This is a genomic window from Pseudoalteromonas sp. BMB, assembly GCF_001709235.1.
GTDB lineage: Bacteria > Pseudomonadota > Gammaproteobacteria > Enterobacterales > Alteromonadaceae > Pseudoalteromonas > Pseudoalteromonas maricaloris.
In genome coordinates, this window is sequence record NZ_MBQA01000162.1 from 13,915 (window position 1) to 31,797 (window position 17,883).

At 44.0% G+C, this 17,883-nt stretch carries 17 protein-coding genes; 11 read left to right on the top strand and 6 right to left on the bottom strand.

Features of this window, described 5'->3' with window-relative positions; genetic code table 11:
* Nucleotides 1-27: 27 nt before the first annotated feature.
* The 3 genes from BB427_RS12295 (at nt 28) to BB427_RS12305 (ending at nt 2,625) form a co-directional block, all read left to right on the top strand.
* Entirely contained in the window at nt 28-858 is an 831-nt protein-coding gene (locus BB427_RS12295) for an alpha/beta fold hydrolase (protein WP_069020946.1), read from the top strand.
* A gap of 350 nt (nt 859-1,208) precedes the next feature.
* Entirely contained in the window at nt 1,209-1,418 is a 210-nt protein-coding gene (locus BB427_RS12300) for a cold-shock protein (RefSeq protein ID WP_010370225.1), read from the top strand.
* Nucleotides 1,419-2,055: 637 nt separating this feature from the next.
* A complete protein-coding gene (locus BB427_RS12305) occupies nt 2,056-2,625 on the top strand; it encodes a DUF4879 domain-containing protein (RefSeq protein WP_239359716.1) in 570 nt (189 codons plus the stop codon).
* Nucleotides 2,626-2,688: 63 nt separating this feature from the next.
* Here the strand turns inward: BB427_RS12305 and BB427_RS12310 are convergent, their stop codons facing one another.
* Nucleotides 2,689-3,135, bottom strand: coding sequence for a hypothetical protein (locus BB427_RS12310; RefSeq protein WP_069020947.1), 447 nt, complete (start codon nt 3,133-3,135; stop codon nt 2,689-2,691).
* A gap of 166 nt (nt 3,136-3,301) precedes the next feature.
* Between BB427_RS12310 and BB427_RS12315 the strand changes: the two genes are divergently transcribed.
* Nucleotides 3,302-3,643 (top strand): zinc ribbon domain-containing protein YjdM, encoded by a 342-nt coding sequence (locus tag BB427_RS12315; RefSeq protein WP_069020948.1) that lies wholly within the window; start codon nt 3,302-3,304, stop codon nt 3,641-3,643.
* Nucleotides 3,644-3,910: 267 nt separating this feature from the next.
* Here the strand turns inward: BB427_RS12315 and BB427_RS12320 are convergent, their stop codons facing one another.
* The 3 genes from BB427_RS12320 to BB427_RS12330 form a co-directional block, all read right to left on the bottom strand.
* Nucleotides 3,911-4,258, bottom strand: coding sequence for a RidA family protein (locus tag BB427_RS12320; RefSeq protein WP_010603817.1), 348 nt, complete (start codon nt 4,256-4,258; stop codon nt 3,911-3,913).
* A gap of 177 nt (nt 4,259-4,435) precedes the next feature.
* A complete protein-coding gene (locus BB427_RS12325; protein WP_010370203.1) occupies nt 4,436-5,161 on the bottom strand; it encodes a substrate-binding periplasmic protein in 726 nt (241 codons plus the stop codon).
* 19 nt (nt 5,162-5,180) lie between these two features.
* Entirely contained in the window at nt 5,181-5,900 is a 720-nt protein-coding gene (locus BB427_RS12330) for a substrate-binding periplasmic protein (RefSeq protein ID WP_069020949.1), read from the bottom strand.
* A 267-nt stretch (nt 5,901-6,167) separates the two neighbouring features.
* Here BB427_RS12330 and BB427_RS12335 point away from each other — a divergent pair, with 267 nt between their 5' ends.
* The 7 genes from BB427_RS12335 (at nt 6,168) to BB427_RS12365 (ending at nt 14,220) form a co-directional block, all read left to right on the top strand.
* Nucleotides 6,168-6,842, top strand: a complete 675-nt coding sequence (locus BB427_RS12335; RefSeq protein ID WP_175401278.1) for a GntR family transcriptional regulator — start codon at nt 6,168-6,170, stop codon at nt 6,840-6,842.
* A gap of 14 nt (nt 6,843-6,856) precedes the next feature.
* The gene (prpB, locus tag BB427_RS12340; protein WP_010603812.1) at nt 6,857-7,735 is read left to right on the top strand and encodes a methylisocitrate lyase; all 879 of its coding nucleotides are present in this window, start codon (nt 6,857-6,859) and stop codon (nt 7,733-7,735) included.
* A gap of 78 nt (nt 7,736-7,813) precedes the next feature.
* Nucleotides 7,814-8,935, top strand: coding sequence for a bifunctional 2-methylcitrate synthase/citrate synthase (gene prpC / locus BB427_RS12345; RefSeq protein WP_010370193.1), 1,122 nt, complete (start codon nt 7,814-7,816; stop codon nt 8,933-8,935).
* Between the two features lie 74 nt (nt 8,936-9,009).
* Entirely contained in the window at nt 9,010-11,604 is a 2,595-nt protein-coding gene (acnD, locus tag BB427_RS12350) for a Fe/S-dependent 2-methylisocitrate dehydratase AcnD (RefSeq protein ID WP_069020951.1), read from the top strand.
* Nucleotides 11,605-11,606: 2 nt separating this feature from the next.
* Nucleotides 11,607-12,782 (top strand): 2-methylaconitate cis-trans isomerase PrpF, encoded by a 1,176-nt coding sequence (gene prpF, locus BB427_RS12355; protein ID WP_069020952.1) that lies wholly within the window; start codon nt 11,607-11,609, stop codon nt 12,780-12,782.
* A gap of 148 nt (nt 12,783-12,930) precedes the next feature.
* Nucleotides 12,931-13,530 carry a LysE family translocator gene (locus tag BB427_RS12360; protein WP_254663625.1) on the top strand — a complete coding sequence of 200 codons (600 nt, stop codon included), beginning with the start codon at nt 12,931-12,933 and terminating at the stop codon, nt 13,528-13,530.
* A gap of 84 nt (nt 13,531-13,614) precedes the next feature.
* Nucleotides 13,615-14,220 (top strand): GNAT family N-acetyltransferase, encoded by a 606-nt coding sequence (locus BB427_RS12365; protein WP_254663626.1) that lies wholly within the window; start codon nt 13,615-13,617, stop codon nt 14,218-14,220.
* A 769-nt stretch (nt 14,221-14,989) separates the two neighbouring features.
* Here BB427_RS12365 and BB427_RS12370 read toward each other — a convergent pair.
* A complete protein-coding gene (locus BB427_RS12370) occupies nt 14,990-16,591 on the bottom strand; it encodes a sensor histidine kinase (protein ID WP_069020954.1) in 1,602 nt (533 codons plus the stop codon).
* Nucleotides 16,592-16,768: 177 nt separating this feature from the next.
* Nucleotides 16,769-17,782, bottom strand: a complete 1,014-nt coding sequence (gene adhP / locus BB427_RS12375; RefSeq protein ID WP_069020955.1) for an alcohol dehydrogenase AdhP — start codon at nt 17,780-17,782, stop codon at nt 16,769-16,771.
* Between the last annotated feature and the right edge of the window lie 101 nt (nt 17,783-17,883).

The following is a 17,883-nucleotide window of genomic DNA, read 5'->3' on the forward strand; positions in this document are numbered from 1 at the left end:
TCGAACTATAGATATCAAGGAAACGATATGTATCGCACGCTAACTTTATTGGGGTTGTTGTTCGTTAATAGTGCTTATGCACAGATTGCGCTTGAACGTGATATTCAAGAGCACATCGTGGTTGCGAACAAAGTATCTTTGCAGGTTTATCATGTTGCGGGCAATGAACCTGCCGTTGTTTTTGAAAGTGGTTCTGCAGCGCCTGCAATTTATTGGACACCAGTAATGATGGGTCTCGCGCAGCAAGTACCCAATGCATTGGTGGCCTATAACCGTGAAGGTTATGGCAAAAGCGAGCTTAGCCGCAGAGCCTATAGTATTGATACGGATAATCGTAATCTTCGTGAAGTGTTGAGAACGCTTGATATTCGGCCGCCATTTATTTATGTTGGTCATTCATACGCATACTATGTAATGCAAAACTACATCACCTATTATCCAGAGCAAGTTGCAGGCTTGTTGTATGTTGACCCTGTGACCGTTTACTTCATCGATAAAACCCACGCCTTAGCGCAGGATAAGCTACTTAAACCCTTGAATACTCTGCCAGAAAATACCTTCGGTGAAGCTCTGCGCCGGGAAACTCAAGCACTAAGTGAAACCGTTGCGAGTGTTCGGGCGCATCAAGCACCTGATCATATACCATGTCGTGTTATCGTTGCCCAAAGACCATTTGATCCAACTCAGCGCGATGTTAAAGCATGGCGAGAAGGACAAGAAGCGTTGGCATCACATTGTGATTCTGAGCTAATTATAGCCAAGGGAAGTGACCACACCGTACCTATGAATGCCCCGCAAGTGGTCGTGGAGCAAGTGGTGCAATTAATTCGAAAGTTAGAGTCAAAAAAGCCACTGTAGTTTTATGAATATTTTATTGCAATCTCTATTATTTACACGGGGTTAGGGGAATAATGTGTTTAAAAATAGGGCGTTGAAAAAGCCGCCAAAAAAATATTGATATTTGTCATTAGCAAGTCATATTGATGATTAAAAATACATTGACTTAGGGCGGAATCCCTATATGATGTTCATAGACAGAATTTGAGTCAGTGTTTTAAAATCTCCATTACGTTGTTGTATAAGTGTTTGCTTGTAGTAGTACCGTCCTGAAGTTTTATCCACTCTACAAATTTAGGTCTATGCGCCCACATGGGCATAGCTCATCAATGCGCAGCATTGGTTTTTGTTTTTATATCAGGATTAGTATTATGTCTAACACTCTTACAGGTACCGTTAAGTGGTTTAACGAGTCTAAAGGTTTTGGTTTCATCGCTCAAGAAAATGGCCCTGACGTGTTCGCACACTTCAGCGCAATTACAGGTGACGGTTTCCGCACCCTAGCTGAAGGCGACAGAGTAGAATTCACAGTTACTGACGGCCAGAAAGGTCCTCAAGCTGAGAAAATCGTTAAGCTTTAATCGCTTAATTGATGAAGAAAAAGCAAGCTAAGGCTTGCTTTTTTTGTGCCTGAATATCAAAAAATTTTCCACTCAGTCAATAAATAACCTGAGCTGCGGATAATTAATGCCTTTCTAGCAGCCAGTTTTAGCGCAAACTGCGTTGAATTCACTTCCAATAGCCAGCTATTGGAAGTGAATTCGCCTTGCCTACAGGATGTAGGTACCTTAGCGAGAGCAGGACGCGGAAGCGGTGTTTTCCCTAAAACTCTCTGGCTAGACAAGGAAAAAACTAAGTTGTGCTTTAGAAACAATGAGTTGGAACATTCCTTATCCAAACCTCAGGTTATTTAGCAATTGATCCAGATCCTGTTATATACAGAATGTAAATTAACTGGTTTATTTTGTTGTTTATTGTTCTTTTTGTGTTAATGTTTGTAACTGCCAGCGGCGGTTTATATCAATCCTCGTAATGAAGTTATCTACCTGTGAGTAGATAACGCTTTAATTTTAGCTAAGCCATATGCATTTCAAGATTAACCTAAGAGCTTGTTTTAATTTTGAAAGTGTTATCCATAGCTTGCTAATGTGTATAAGTTAAAACGAATTAACATAACTGGCATCGATAACTTAAACAGTGTTTAAAAGGACAATTAAGATGAAGAAAAAAAGCTATTCAATGCTACTAATGTTGGCTCTCACTTCCGCATTTTCTGCTGTTGCTGGAGATATCGAGCAAGGTGTGATGAAAAACCCAACTACTTACTATTCGCTAGACTTTGAACAATCCCCACTAGCTATGCATGCACCTGTCGCGAGAGATGAGTTTTCAATGAGTAGTGCTGAGATCATGCCAATGGCACCGGCTCAAGGGATCACGTATTTTGAGCTGGGTATCGTACGTTCGCAATTAGGCGGCGATCAGACTATTTCACAAAGTCAACTTTCTACAGGAACTAACCACGGTGGCAGCTATCTATTTATCTACGCTTGGCAGTTTGGTTATGGCAATCCGAATAATGCGGTGATGAATGGGATCTCTAAATCAACTGGATTGAGTGAAGCTCGGTGTGGCAACGATTTACACCGTTGTTCGGTTGGGGAAACTGTCACGGGTTGGTTGTATGGTTGGGACTTCTCAGGTCAAGAGTCTGGTCAAGTTAAAGTTTCTTCAAATTCAACAGCTTCGCCATTTGGTACGTCAAGCGACTCGCTTTATATTAATTAGTTTGATTTGAACTAAACACTAAGGTGCATTTGAATAATACTAAATGCACCTATCTAGAATATTTTAGCCATTTAGTCCCTTTCTTTCACTGTTGAGCCTTTCCAAAATCGATATCGAATTTAAATAGTTGGCTCTAGCCTCTTTGGTTTGAGCTGAAAGCGAGTTTGATAAACTAAAAGTATGCTTCATGTCATTAAGTAGATTGTATTTCTGAGATGGATTTTCCACCATAGAAGTTGGTGCACCGATCGCCATCATTTGACCAGTACTGATAAGCCCCCCTTCAAACAACTCTTTAGACATAGCGCGAGCTTCTTGAGCCGAAATATTATTTACATCATATTTAGAGGCAATATTTTGCCAGTTTTGGTGCGCTTGTTTGCCAGCCTCACTGATTGCTACAGTATCTGTGGCTACTACTTCCTGTTTCTCATCTTGTCGAGACGTGGACTGCTGTTGTACAAGTTGAGAGTATACGGCACTGACATTACTAGATTGATTAATAATCATTGAGAATTCCTTCCATGCATTTGGTTAAATACGATTATTAGTTAGCAAATTGAGTGCCAAAAGCTCACCCTAAAGTCTCGGATCGAAAGAGTTGACATTATCCCTATTAAATTCAGAACGTTGATATTACTATGTGCTTTAAATTGAATTAGCGAATGGACAATATATGTCTTTACCACCTTGCCCCAAGTGCAATTCTGAATATGTTTATCAAGATCAAAGTCAGCTAGTATGCCCTGAATGTGCTTATGAATGGGATCCAAACGCGACTGCTACCGAGGACGACATTCAAGTAAAAGATGCCAACGGCACACTATTAGCGGATGGCGATAAAGTCACTGTGATTAAAGATTTAAAAATCAAGGGCAGCTCACAAGTCATTAAGATTGGTACTAAGGCTTTGGTAAGACGTGTGCTAGATAAAAAAGACCATGAGCTTGACTGTAAGGTTGATGGCGTGGGTGAAATGATGGTTACGGCGAAATTTGTGAAGAAAGCAAATACTTAAGTGGATAAGTGTTCAAAGGTTATGGAGTGTTAAAGCACCATTGACTGCCGCGAAAGTTAGCGCTCATAAGGTCACTGTAGTCACAGACACGCAAAGCAGAGAAGCCATAGCGTTGTGGTTCAATAAATCCGGACACTACTTTAGGTGGTATCATTACCACCTGACACTGATTCGTCAAATACGGCTGTCAAATTTGATCAATATCTAAAAACCAAATCTGACAGAGTAAAGGCAAGCCCTATCTAAATCAGGCTTATGTTTTTTAGACTAGATTTCTGCAGCAACCACCGAAATCTCAACAAGTAATGCATCACGAGCCATGCTCGCTTCTACGCAAGCGCGAGCTGGTGCATAACCTTCAGGCACCCATGCATCCCAAACCTCGTTCATTTCTGCAAAATACTTCATGTCTTTAATATAAATTGTCGCAGAAAGAATGTGTTTGCGGTCGCTCCCTGCTTGAATAAGTAGCTCATCAACTTTCTCAAGCATGGTTTCAGTTTGTGCCCTAATTCCTTGCTCGGCGTCTTTACAGACTTGGCCACATAAATAAATAGTACCATTGTGTTTTACAATGCGGCTCATTCGTTGTTTGGTATCAATTCGTTCAATCACTGTTTTTCCTTTCTAATCGTTACTGTAATCGGCAGGTTTAGGCTGAAATGTTATCTCTTTTTATTGAGATGAGCTACTTGCTTGGTATTGGTTTTTATGAAAAGCAGCGACGATTAAGTGCTACCCATACAAACCAATATACGTGAGAGTATTTTGGATTAAAGCAATTGGGTTTAGCTAGAGCTCCAATACCTTACGGTACGCTTCTGTTTTACTTACTTTCGCAAATGCAATACGTAATCGTTCGACAATATCGGCTGGTAACTGGTTGTTCGTTGCAAGGTAACCTTTTACCGAGAGTGCCTTCACATCGTATAAAAAGGCAAAGTGGTCGGCTGGAAGGTTAAGTTCCGTGGCCATGGTTTTGATATAACGCGGGTCATCAATCACTAAATCAACGCGATTTGCAACGAGTAACTCATATGACTTTTCGATGTCGCTGGTTTGAACAAAGTTAAACCCGAGTGCTTTAAGTGTGCCTTCGGCGATATCACCACGCTGAACTGCTATTTTGTATTGTTTTGCATCCTCAAGTGATTGGATTTTTATGTCCTCACGATAACGATTGGTAACAAACCCTAAATGAAATACAGCAACAGGACCAATCCAATGAAAACTGTCTTCTCTTGCGGGGGTCTTTGCGATGCTATAAATTAAGGTATGTTTGTCATGCTGCGCTAATTTAAAAGCTCTGGCCCAAGGGTAAATAGAAAACTGTCCCTCGAGTTCAGCCGCTTTTAAAATCGCTTTGACCAGAACGGTACTTGAGCCTGCAACTTGGTGGTTTTCTATGGTTTGATTGGGTGGAGAAAGTTCCGTAACAACCTGTAATTTCGCCCATAACGGTAATGGGCTAATCAGCAAAATAAACAGTAGTAGACGTCCAACAACAGCATTCGTCATTAGCAAACAACTCCACACGTTAATGCGTTAATCTATATTTAGCATAGATGGATTTTATTTTTCCGTCATTAACCATTCGTCGCAAGGCGATATTTATTTCCGTTTGTAACTCAGTTAAATGAGGCTGCAAGCGCATATGTACGGGTAATCGGCTTATTTCATAGCAAGATTGAAATTTGCGATACTTTGGTTGTTGTGAAATATAGTAATCTGCTGTCACCGAACCAATCATGATGTAGTCTAAACGCTCATGTTCAAGCTGTGCTAGTAGTTCTTTCTCCGATACATTTTCATAAACGACTATCTTGTCTTCACCCAAGTGCGCTTCAAAATTATCGTAACGATACCCTCTTACTTTGCCGACTAATGCGCCATAAAACTGCTCGGGCCTATGCTTGCCCACGCAGCGAGATTGATACCCAAGCAGCACTTCGGTTGAGAAGGCATAGTCGATGCTGTAAATCCCTGGGACGTCTGCTTCGGCCCGCCACGCTTTATTGATCCCAGGTTCAATATCTATTTTACCTTGATCGAAATAGCGCTGTCCTCTGGCGACAGAGAGCGGCATAAACTCAAATTGGTATGAAGTCAGTTTTGCCAACTCTTGAAAAATGTCGACAAAAATACCTTTGGGTTTTCCTTGCTCTTCAAAATAGTAAGGAGGATTGGCACCGTGATAGACCAGTACGGTATAGGTTTTCGCCTGCGCTAATCCGGTTATTAGCAGCAGGGAAAGCATTACTATTTGAAAACACCGCATCGTAATCTTCAGGCTAAAGTAAAGGTATCTTCATAATATGCATGATTTTTAAGCGATGCAATTAATCCTTTCCTGATACCGTATCGAGATAAATACATGAGACTGATTATTTGTCATAAGCTATAAATATGGTGAATACTGCTTATATTTAGAATTGTCGACAATTTGCGGCGAGGCTGGTTGACGTGCGCGTCAACCAGCACTATATTGTCTACAACTTAAATTACTAAGACTGGCTAACTAATGATGAGCTTTTTTGACGAGCAAGCGGTTACTTCTTCTGATAAAGCATTCTTTCGTATGCGAAAGGAAATTGTAGAAGGTGAAATTGCGGCAGGTTCTAAGCTCAGCGAAATGGAATTGTCGACAAAGTATGAGGTCAGTAGAGCGGTTGTTCGTGAGGCAATCAATCGCTTGGAGTCATGTCACCTAGTTGAGCGTAAAGCTAACGTAGGGGCACGCGTTGTTACCCTCACACCGGAAGGGTTGATGGAGCTTTATCAGATCCGTGAAGCACTAGAAGGTATGGCAGCAAGGCTTGCAGCACAGCACATGACTGATATTGAAATTCAAGACCTAGAAGGTTTGTTGTCGAGTCAATTCGATGAAGTCAAAAACCAACATTCTTATTATCAAGAAGCGGGCGATCTCGACTTTCATTACCGCATTATTCTTGGCAGTAAAAATGCGAGTCTTATCTCTATGCTAGTCAATGGACTGTACCACTTGGTGCGTATGTATCGTGTGCAGTTAGGGATGGCCGGTCCCCGCGTCACCACGGCATTTGACGAGCATAAACATATCGTTCGTGCGATCAGTAATCGCGACCCCGAACTGGCAGAAATACTGATGCGTCGACATATTCAATATTCTAAAAATAATATCGCAACCAAGTTAGCAAGCAATCAATCACACTTTTAAGAGAGAGCATCATCATGAGCGCAGGAAAAAAATTTCGTGAAGCATTAAAAGCCAATAAACCGCTTCAAATCGTCGGCACTATCAACGCATATAGCGCGATGATGGCAAAGAAAATCGGTCATCAAGCTATCTATCTTTCTGGTGGTGGCGTTGCTAATGCATCTTATGGTTTACCTGACTTAGGAATGACATCTCTAAATGATGTAATTGCAGATGTAAGTCGCATTACCTCGGCATGTGATCTACCTTTAATGGTCGACATTGATACTGGATGGGGCGGCGCATTCAATATTGCAAAAACCATTCGAGATATGGAAAAAGCAGGTGCAGCTGCGGTACATATGGAAGATCAAGTAGCGCAAAAACGCTGTGGTCACCGCCCAAATAAAGAAATCGTGTCGACCGAAGAAATGGTTGACCGTATTAAAGCAGCAGTTGATGCGCGCACCGACCCTGACTTTTTCATTATGGCAAGAACAGATTCGTTTGCACAAGAAGGGCTAGAAGCGGCAATTGAGCGCGCGAAAGCCTATGTTGCAGCAGGCGCTGATGGCATTTTTGCAGAAGCGGTACAAACTGAAGAGCACTATCGCGCATTCAGCGAAGCACTTGATGTGCCCATCCTTGCGAATATCACTGAGTTTGGTAAGACAGAACTTTGGAACAAAGCTGAGCTGGGTGAGTGGGGCGTAGATATGGTGCTTTACCCATTGAGTGCGTTCAGAGCGATGAACAAAGCGGCGGAGCTGGTGTATCAGTCTATTTTAGAAAATGGGGATCAGAAAGCGGTACTCGATACCATGCAAACCCGAATGGATTTGTATGATTACCTTGGTTATCACGATTATGAGCAAAAGCTCGATGCATTATTCGCCGAAGGTAAAAATAAGTAAAAAATTAAAGCTGTTGAGGGTTGCTCAGCAGCACAAAATATCAATACCCAGCAGGTAAAAAATTCAGGAGACAATAATATGGCTAAAGTACTAAGTGGCGCGGGCCTTCGTGGTCAAGTAGCAGGAAAAACAGCACTATCAACGGTAGGTAAGTCGGGCTCAGGTTTGACTTATCGTGGCTACGATGTAAAGGATCTAGCTGAAAATTGTCAGTTTGAAGAGGTGGCTCACCTTATCCTTAAAGGTAACTTACCAAATCAAGCTGAACTAGACGCTTATAAAAGCGAGCTTAAAGCAATGCGCGGTTTACCGCAGGCATTAAAAGAAGTATTAGAACGTATTCCTGCTGATGCACACCCAATGGACGTATTACGTACGGGTTGTTCAATGCTTGGTAACCTTGAAGGTGAAGCAAGCTTTGATGAGCAAGGTAAAGTAACCGATCGCATGCTTGCAAGTTTCCCAAGCATTATTTGTTACTGGTATCGCTTTAGCCATGATGGCGTTCGTGTCGATGTGGAGACAGATGACGATTCAATCGGTGCACATTTCTTACACTTATTGCACGGCGAAAAACCAAGTGAGCTACATGAGCGTGTGATGCACGTATCACTTATCCTTTATGCAGAGCATGAGTTTAACGCGTCGACTTTTACTGCTCGTGTTTGTGCCTCAACGCTTTCTGATATGCATTCTTGTATTACTGGTGCAATTGGTTCTCTACGTGGTCCACTGCACGGTGGTGCAAACGAAGCGGCAATGGAAATGATTGAACGCTTTGAATCTGCGGATCACGCAGAGCAAGAAATGATGGGTATGCTTGAGCGTAAAGAGAAGATCATGGGCTTTGGTCACGCTATCTATTCAGAATGTGATCCTCGTAACGAAATCATCAAACGTTGGTCTGAAAAACTAGCGGCAGATGTGGGGGATACAGTACTTTACCCTGTATCTGTGCGCTGTGAAGAAGTCATGTGGCGCGAGAAAAAGCTATTCTGTAATGCCGATTTCTTCCATGCTTCAGCTTATAACTTCATGAAGATCCCAACTAAATTGTTCACGCCAATCTTTGTTATGTCACGTCTGACAGGTTGGGCTGCACACGTTATGGAGCAGCGCGCAGATAACCGTATCATTCGCCCATCGGCGGAATACACTGGCGAGGAGCTACGCCCAGTTCCTGCCATTTCTGAGCGTTAATCGAACACTGTTCGAATCTATTCTGGCGGTCGCCATGACCGCCTGTTCTCCGTCACCGATTGTTGGAAGTTGTTATGAATACTCAATTCCGTAAACGTTTACCTGATTCTGAGCTTTGCTATTACGATACAAAAGAAGCGGTAGAAGCCATCAAACCAGGTAGCTATGAGACTTTACCTTACACCTCGCGCGTCCTTGCTGAAAACTTAGTACGCCGCGCTGAGCCTGAAAAACTCAATGATTATCTTGAACAAATTATCGAGCGTCGTCGCGATTTGGACTTCCCGTGGTTTCCTGCTCGCGTGGTTTGCCATGATATTTTGGGCCAAACTGCTTTAGTCGACCTTGCGGGTCTGCGTGATGCTATCGCTGAAAAAGGCGGCGATCCGGCTAAAGTCAATCCAGTCGTACCGACTCAGCTGATTGTCGATCACAGCTTAGCTGTAGAGCACGCCGGTTATGAAGAAGATGCATTTGAGAAAAACCGCGCGATTGAAGACCGTCGAAATGACGACCGTTTTCACTTTATCAACTGGACCAAAACGGCATTTAAAAACGTTGATGTGATCCCGCCAGGCAACGGTATTTTGCACCAAATCAATTTGGAAAAAATGTCGCCAGTTATTCAAGCGCGCGACGGTGTTGCCTTCCCTGATACGCTTGTTGGCACCGACAGCCACACGCCACACGTTGATGCACTCGGTGTTATCGCCGTTGGTGTGGGTGGCCTTGAAGCGGAAAGCGTGATGCTTGGTCGTGCGTCTTACATGCGATTGCCTGATATTGTTGGTGTTGAAATCATTGGTAAACGCCAACCGGGGATCACCGCAACAGATATTGTACTGGCGATCACTGAGTTTTTACGTAAAGAGCGCGTAGTTTCTAGCTACTTAGAATTCTTTGGTGAAGGTACGCAAGACCTTAATTTAGGTGACCGTGCGACAATTTCAAACATGACACCAGAGTATGGCGCAACCGCGGCCATGTTCTACATCGATGAGCAAACCATTGATTATTTGAAGCTCACAGGCCGTGATGACGAGCAAATTAAGCTGGTGGAAAAATACGCTAAGCTAACTGGGCTTTGGGCTGATTCCCTAGAAAACGTGCAGTACGAGCGTGTACTTAAGTTCGATTTGTCGACGGTGACGCGTAATATTGCAGGTCCTTCAAATCCGCATCGCCGCGTTGCAACTAATGACCTTGCTAATCAAGGTATCGTTAAAGAGATTGAAGCACCAAAAGATGGCTTGATGCCAGATGGCGCGGTGATCATCGCTGCTATCACCAGCTGTACGAATACCAGTAATCCACGCAACGTAGTTGCCGCAGGCTTGCTGGCACGTAATGCCAATAAATTAGGTCTTGCTCGTAAACCTTGGGTGAAAACGTCTTTTGCACCGGGATCAAAAGCGGTACGTTCTTATATGGAAGAGGCAAAGCTCCTACCTGAGCTTGAACAGCTCGGTTTTGGTGTTGTTGCCTTTGCTTGTACGACTTGTAATGGCATGAGTGGCGCACTTGATCCGAAAATTCAACAAGAAGTGATTGACCGTGATTTATACTCAACGGCAGTGTTATCGGGTAACCGTAACTTTGACGGTCGAATTCATCCTTACGCAAAACAAGCCTTCTTAGCGTCACCTCCGTTGGTTGTGGCTTATGCAATTGCAGGCACCGTGCGTTTTGATATTGAAAATGGTGTCTTAGGTCGCGATCAAGAGGGCAATCCAGTCACGCTTAAAGATATCTGGCCAAGCGATGAAGAAATCGATGCGGTGATCAAAGAAAGCGTAAAACCAGAGCAGTTCCGCGCCGTTTATGAGCCAATGTTTGACCTCACGGTAGACTATGGAGAAGACAACGACCCACTTTATCAGTGGCGTCCAACGAGTACCTATATTCGTCGCCCTCCTTATTGGGAAGGGGCACTCGCGAGCGAGCGTACCATGAAAGGCATGCGTCCATTAGCGATTTTAGGTGACAACATCACGACTGACCATTTGTCGCCATCGAATGCGATTTTGGCAAGCAGTGCGGCGGGTGAATATCTGGCCAAAATGGGCTTACCAGAGGAAGATTTCAACTCATACGCGACACACCGAGGTGATCACTTAACGGCGCAGCGTGCGACATTCGCCAACCCCAAACTGTTAAACGAAATGGTGGTAGAAAACGGTGAAGTAGTACAAGGGTCACTGGCGCGTGTTGAGCCCGAGGGCAAAGTCACCAGAATGTGGGAAGCCATCGAAACCTATATGGAGCGTAAACAACCGCTGATCATCGTTGCTGGCGCAGATTACGGCCAAGGTTCGTCTCGTGACTGGGCTGCAAAAGGTGTACGCTTAGCCGGGGTTGAGGTTATCGCAGCAGAAGGGTTTGAGCGTATTCACCGTACTAACTTAATCGGTATGGGAGTACTACCGCTTGAGTTTAAAGCGGGCACGACCCGTAAAACGCTTGAACTCGATGGTACAGAAACCTATGACGTTGAGGGTGAACCGGCACCTGGCGCTACTTTAACTCTTGTGATTAATCGTCAAAGTGGTGAGCGCGTAGAGGTGCCTGTGACTTGTCGATTAGATACCTTTGAAGAAGTATCTATTTACTCTGCTGGCGGCGTGTTACAACGCTTCGCTCAAGACTTCCTCGAAGCGGAAGGCGTATAACCATGAGTCAATTTAAGCCGCAAATTAAAATTCCCGCCACTTATATGCGTGGCGGCACCTCTAAAGGGGTGTTCTTTAATTTAACAGATTTACCCGAGTACGCGCAGCAACCGGGCGAAGCGCGAGATAACTTGCTGCTACGTGTGATTGGCAGCCCAGATCCCTATGGTAAACATACCGATGGCATGGGCGGTGCAACTTCCAGTACCAGCAAAACCGTGATTTTAAGTAAAAGCGACAAAGCCGACCATGACGTGAATTATCTTTTTGGTCAGGTTGCTATCGGCAAACCATTTATTGATTGGAGCGGAAACTGTGGCAATTTAACGGCTGCGGTGGGGGCATTTGCAATCAGCAACGGCTTAGTCGACGCGAATAAAGTGCCAGAGAACGGTGTTGCTGTCGTTAAAATCTGGCAGGTGAATATTAGCAAAACCATAGTAGCGCATGTTCCAATCAGCAATGGAGAAGTGCAAGAGACGGGCGACTTTGAACTGGATGGCGTAACTTTCCCAGCAGCAGAAGTGGTGGTTGAGTTTATGGATCCAAGCGACCCAGATGTTGATATGTTTCCGTCGGGCAATCTCGTCGATACGTTAACTGTGCCTGATGAAGGCACCTTTGAAGTGACCATGATAAGTGCCGGGATCCCAACGCTTTTCTTCCGTGCTTCCGATTTAGGTTATGAAGGTACTGAGTTACAAGAAGCGATTAATGGAGACTCAGCTGCACTAGAGCGATTTGAAAAGATCCGTGCTTATGGCGCAGTTAAAATGGGTTTAATAGGTCATATTGACGAAGCGAAAGTTCGCCAACATACCCCAAAGATTGCTTTTGTTGCACCTGCTAAATCTTATGCAGCATCGAGCGGTAAAGCAGTGGAAGCCAATACCATCGACTTAAACGTTCGCGCCTTATCCATGGGTAAGTTACACCATGCGATGATGGGCACTGCCGCTGTGGCGATAGCAACCGCGGCGGCAATTCCTGGCACCCTAGTTAACGAAGCCGCTGGTGGTGGTGATCTTAACTCCGTAACCTTTGGACATCCGTCAGGCACCTTAAAGGTTGGCGCTGAAGCACTACAAGAGTCTGGCCGTTGGCAAGCTAAAAAAGCCGTCATGAGCCGCAGCGCTCGCGTGCTAATGGAAGGCCGAGTTTGCGTCCCAGAGGCGTAGCAGCATACTAAATTAAAGGCTCTATTCCCAGGAGCCTTATTTTCAAGATAAGAAAACTCCCGAGTTGTTGCTTGGTCGTGAAAGTGTGCCTGCCATTCGGCTTCTTCTTTGATTTCCACCATGCAGACTTGTAATTCATAAGGACGATATGATGTTTGAAGCTTTACTTTCTGTGGCAATCACAACCGCGGTATTACTTGGCTCACCCGGTCCTGCGCCACTTGCACTGGCTGCGACGGGGGCGAGTCAAGGTGTTAAAAAAGGTTTCCCGTTCTTAGCTGGTATTTTGGCAGGACTGCTTGTCGCGGTGATCTTTGCAGCCACTGGGGTTGCAGGGTTACTGGTTAGTCATCCCCAAGTGACACTCATGCTCAAATGGCTTGCAGCCGCCTACTTAATTTATGTAGCCTACAAAATTGCAGCAAACAACGCGGCGCTTGGCAGTGCAGGTGCGCAGCTACCGAGCTTTAAAGATGGGTTTATTCTTAACCTCCTCAACCCCAAAGCCTACGCCGCGTGTATCGCTATTTTTGCGACGGCTTCGGTGCCGGCAAGCTCAAACCTAGTTGCTACGCTCCTTGCCGCTAGCGTGTGCTACGTGGTGGCGATAGTGGTCGACACAATATGGCTGGCATTAGGTGGTGTGGTTTTTAAAACGCTGAAAGATGAAACCGTGCTCAAGCGGATCCGAGTTAGCTTTGCGTTAACTTTAGTTGTACTTGTTCTTTACGGGCTATTTGTCGTTTGAGTTTGATGGGAAGTCACTGGCATAGCTTTTAGGCTTAAATAGGTGTAATAATCTAAGTTATGTATCCGCCACTCAAAAAAGCCAATGATCGTTCCACCTGGTGAAAAAGACATCCCCATAAGTGATATCCGTGTTGAGTTTTCGGACTCAGCGTTTGCTTTGAGAACGTTAAGAATAGGGGAATATAAACGGTTGGAGCGTCTGTTTTCGCTTAGATATGGTGATGAGTACGATGCCGAAGAGTTATTAAAGTTACGACAACAAAGAGTGCTAGTACCTTTTTTACAAGCTACTGAAGATAAATCAAAGCACTGTATTTGTGTGCGACAAACTCAAACGCGCGAAATGCTTGGCATGATCTTAATTACAGTCGATGACTCAGCGGCGAAAAAAGTATTAGTAGAAGAGAGTTGGTTTATCCACGATGCCTTGTATGACAAGGTTTTTTGTGTACTGGTGACAGAGTATTTGAATACTCTCGGCTTCGCTTTAGTTGAATTTAGAGTCGACGAGCGTAATGATTTAGTACGCCGGTTGGTTGAGCAACTTGGTGCTCACTTTGATGGCATATTACGTCGTGCAGGTGTTTATCGGAACGAGTGCTTCAACCTTGCTGTGTACTCTATTTCTCAGGAAGAGTGGCAGTGCGTTGTTCCTCTGTATTCTATTTACAAAGCATTGCCGCAATAATAATGAAGTTTAAAGTGTGCATTTATGGAAAGTAAACCAAAGTATTTTCGCTGGCAACTAGGCAGACAACAGTCCGGCCATCAAAAAATGTTACTAGCAAGCGCGATGTGGTCAGTTAAGTTTGATATGTATTTAACCTGAGCTTCAGATAATCTATGCCTTTCTAGCAGCCAGTTTTCGCGCTAACTGCGTTGAATTCACTTCCAATAGCCAGCTATTAGTACGTAAATTCGCCTTGTTATCCCCAAAACTCTCTGGCTAGATAAGGAAATAATTTGATTTTAGTTTAAAACAACCAGTTAGAACATATCTTATCCAAACCTCAGGTTATTTACTAATGTTTCCAACTGGATGCGAAGTACCACCACATACCGATAAAGTCGTTTCAGGGATACATTTCAGGCTAAATATTGTGTTAAAGCGGGCGAAGTTAGGCGGTGAATTTAAGTGTAAAGATCCGCTTTATAGCAGCAGTCGCATTAAATTTTTGAACCTGAACTCGGGATAAGAAGTTAGTTAATTCATTAAAATATCTAAGTTCAAAAGCGTAATATCACTCTAGCCAGAAGTTATTTCTTAATACAAGGCAAATTTGTGCGTCAATAGCTGGCCTATTGCAAGAAAATTTAACGCAGTAGTAAGGGATAACAGCTGCTAGAGAACAAGTTATTATCTCGTGTTCAGGTTTTGATAAATCAGAGCATTCCGTTTCTAAAGTGGAAGCTGGTACTCGATTGCTGTTAAGTATCGGCTGGGTCCGTTAGCGCGACTAGCTCGGCAACTTGATAATGACGCATGTTCCAGAATTAGATTCTGTTTCACACTCAATTGCACCTTTAAAATACTGAGTGACGATAGCGAGCGCTACACTTAGCCCTAAGCCCAAGCCTTTTTGGGTGCGATTACCGACGACAAAGGGATCAAATACTTTATCTTTGATTTCATGTGGAATACCGCCGCCGTTGTCCGTGACTTTAATCGTATATCCAAGTTTTGAAGCTTGAGCCGATATAATCACACATGGGCTTTGCACTGAGTTATCAGCAAAGGCGTGGTAAAACGCATTTTCTATTACAGGTTGGAAAATCTGCTGTAACAATCTCTCTGGGGCGGTGATAGCAAGTGCTTCGGGAATATCTAAGGTAATATCAATATGTGGGTGTTGATTGGCAAGCTCACTCACACATCGCGTGATAAGTGGCTGTAAGTAAACAGGCTTTACTTCTCCTTCAAATCCAGTATTGGTGATGATTTTGAGCTTGTCGATAATACCGGTGATCCGCTCGGTACTATTGACGACGAGTTTGGCACAGCTTTCAATATTTTCTATCGAATGCAATAAAGCAGATTTGGCGATTTCATTTTTATTTACCCTTTGTCTTACCCCTTCGACGAGCAATAGTTGGTTACTGGAAGCAGTCATCGCGACGCCAATCGGCGTGTTAATCTCATGGGCAAGTCCTGGGATCAATCGCACCAGCGTTGCTGACTTTTCGGCGTTTATCAGGCGTTTTTGAGTCTCACTGAGTTCACTGATCGCGTGATTAAGTGCTTTGTTTTTTTCTATTAACTCTTCAGTTTGGCTTTTTACCTCCGTATTTAGATAATCAATAATACTTTTACGGATGGCCGAACGAGAGTTGTACAACGCGATGAGGCTAAGTAATAGCAAGATAAAACAAACAAACGCGGCGCCATAATAGGACTTTACCTTTTTATTGCTGCTTGCAAGGAGTGAACTGAAATCCTGCTCTCTGCGCTCTAAAAAGGTATTGATGTGCGTCATTATTTGTACTTTACTTTGGAGGTAAGCCTCGCTGTACAAAATCTTGAGGGCCTGTTGATTTTTCCCAGCTGCCACGAGTTCGAAGGCTTCACGCTCAAGTGACACGAGTGCTTCACTTTTATCCTCTGCATTTCGCAGCATAGTTAATTCATCCGTAGAAACCCCGTTTTCTAATAATAATGTCAGCAGCGCTTTTGGTGCTTCTTTTTCAAATGGCGCTTGGCCCTCTTTGACCAGCAACATGTCCCAATAGACGCGGTGTAAATGCTTAGGGCGGGGGGAAGTGCCGTTACGGATCGTTAAGATCTCATCAAAAAATTGCTTAAACTTAGGGTTGCCCGTGGCGGCATAAGCCCGCGCCATCATGGTGAGTTGATCTGAGCTGAGTCTTAACTCTTGGGATAACCGAACAAGATTAAAATTCCGTTCTATTTCTAGCTCTTGCGCTTCTTTATTGACGAATGCTAAAAACGTGAACACCACAGAAAGAAAAAAAAGCAGCATGGAGAGCGCTGATATATGGTAGAAGTACTTAAAGCTAAACGACTGACTTGGGTGAAGTATGTTGCTTTGACTGGCTGCCATGTATTCAACGTTGTTAAGACTCGAATACACAAAGTATAGTTAACCTAAGCTCGGAATAACAATTTGTTCTCTGGCCGTTGTCATTCTGCGCTCTGGTTGATCGTTCTAGGCTTTTGTCCCTTTGCCGAAGTGAGAAAGCAGCCAAATGGATAACAAGTATTTGGCTGCTCGATGGGTCTAGTCGAAAGTAAGTACGATCCTGCCGTTAATGTCGCTATTGAGCATATCGTTAAATATATCGTTGATTTGCTCGAGTGGCTTGGTTTCAATAATGGCTTTTACCTTGCCCTCAGCAGCAAACTGCAAGCATTCAGTGAGGTCTTGACGAGTACCAACAATACTGCCAACAACACTGATACCTTTAAGAACGGTATCAAATATAGGAATAGGCATTTCTTCAGGTGGTAAGCCAACGAGCACACAAGTACCGCCGCGCTTTACGCTGTTAAATGATGTCGTAAAGGCTGGCTTTGAGACCGCGGTACAAACTACGGCTTGGACTCCACCTAGCTTATTTTGCATTAACTCTGCGGGATCATTGTGCTTAAAGTCGATACATAAATCGGCGCCAAGATCTTTTGCCAGTGCTAACTTTGACTCACCAGTATCAACCGCAACTACATTCAGCCCCATTGCTTTGGCGTATTGCACTGCTAAGTGACCAAGGCCTCCTACACCAATAATGGCAATCCATTCACCGGGTTTAGCTTTCGATACTTTTAGTGCTTTATAGGTGGTGACGCCCGCGCAGAATAGAGGTGCGGCATCGACAAATGACAAGCCTTCGGGGATTTTTACCACGTAGTTGGCGTCAGCTTTACAGTACTGTGCGTAACCGCCGTCGACGGAATAGCCACTATTTAACTGCTCTGGGCATAAGTTTTCGTTGCCTTTTAGGCAGTGTTCACAATGACCGCAGGCGCTATGAAGCCAAGGTACACCGACTCTATCACCAACGGCTAAATGTTTAACATCGTCAGCTTTTGCGATAACGGTACCCACACCTTCGTGACCGGGCACTAGTGGTAATTTAGGTTTAACTGGCCAGTCGCCATGACAGGCGTGTAAGTCGGTGTGGCAAACACCACAGGCGGCTATTTCAACGATGACCGATCCTTGTGTAAGTTGCGGCTTTTCAATTTCTTGAATTTCTAACGGTTGTTTAAATTGGTGCACTAACGCTGCTTTCATCTTTTTGCTCCTTGATTGAATCGATAGTAGCTTAGCAGCTATAACTAGAAACAATTTGATCCGAAACAATGAATAAGATGAGAGTAAATAACCTGAGCTGC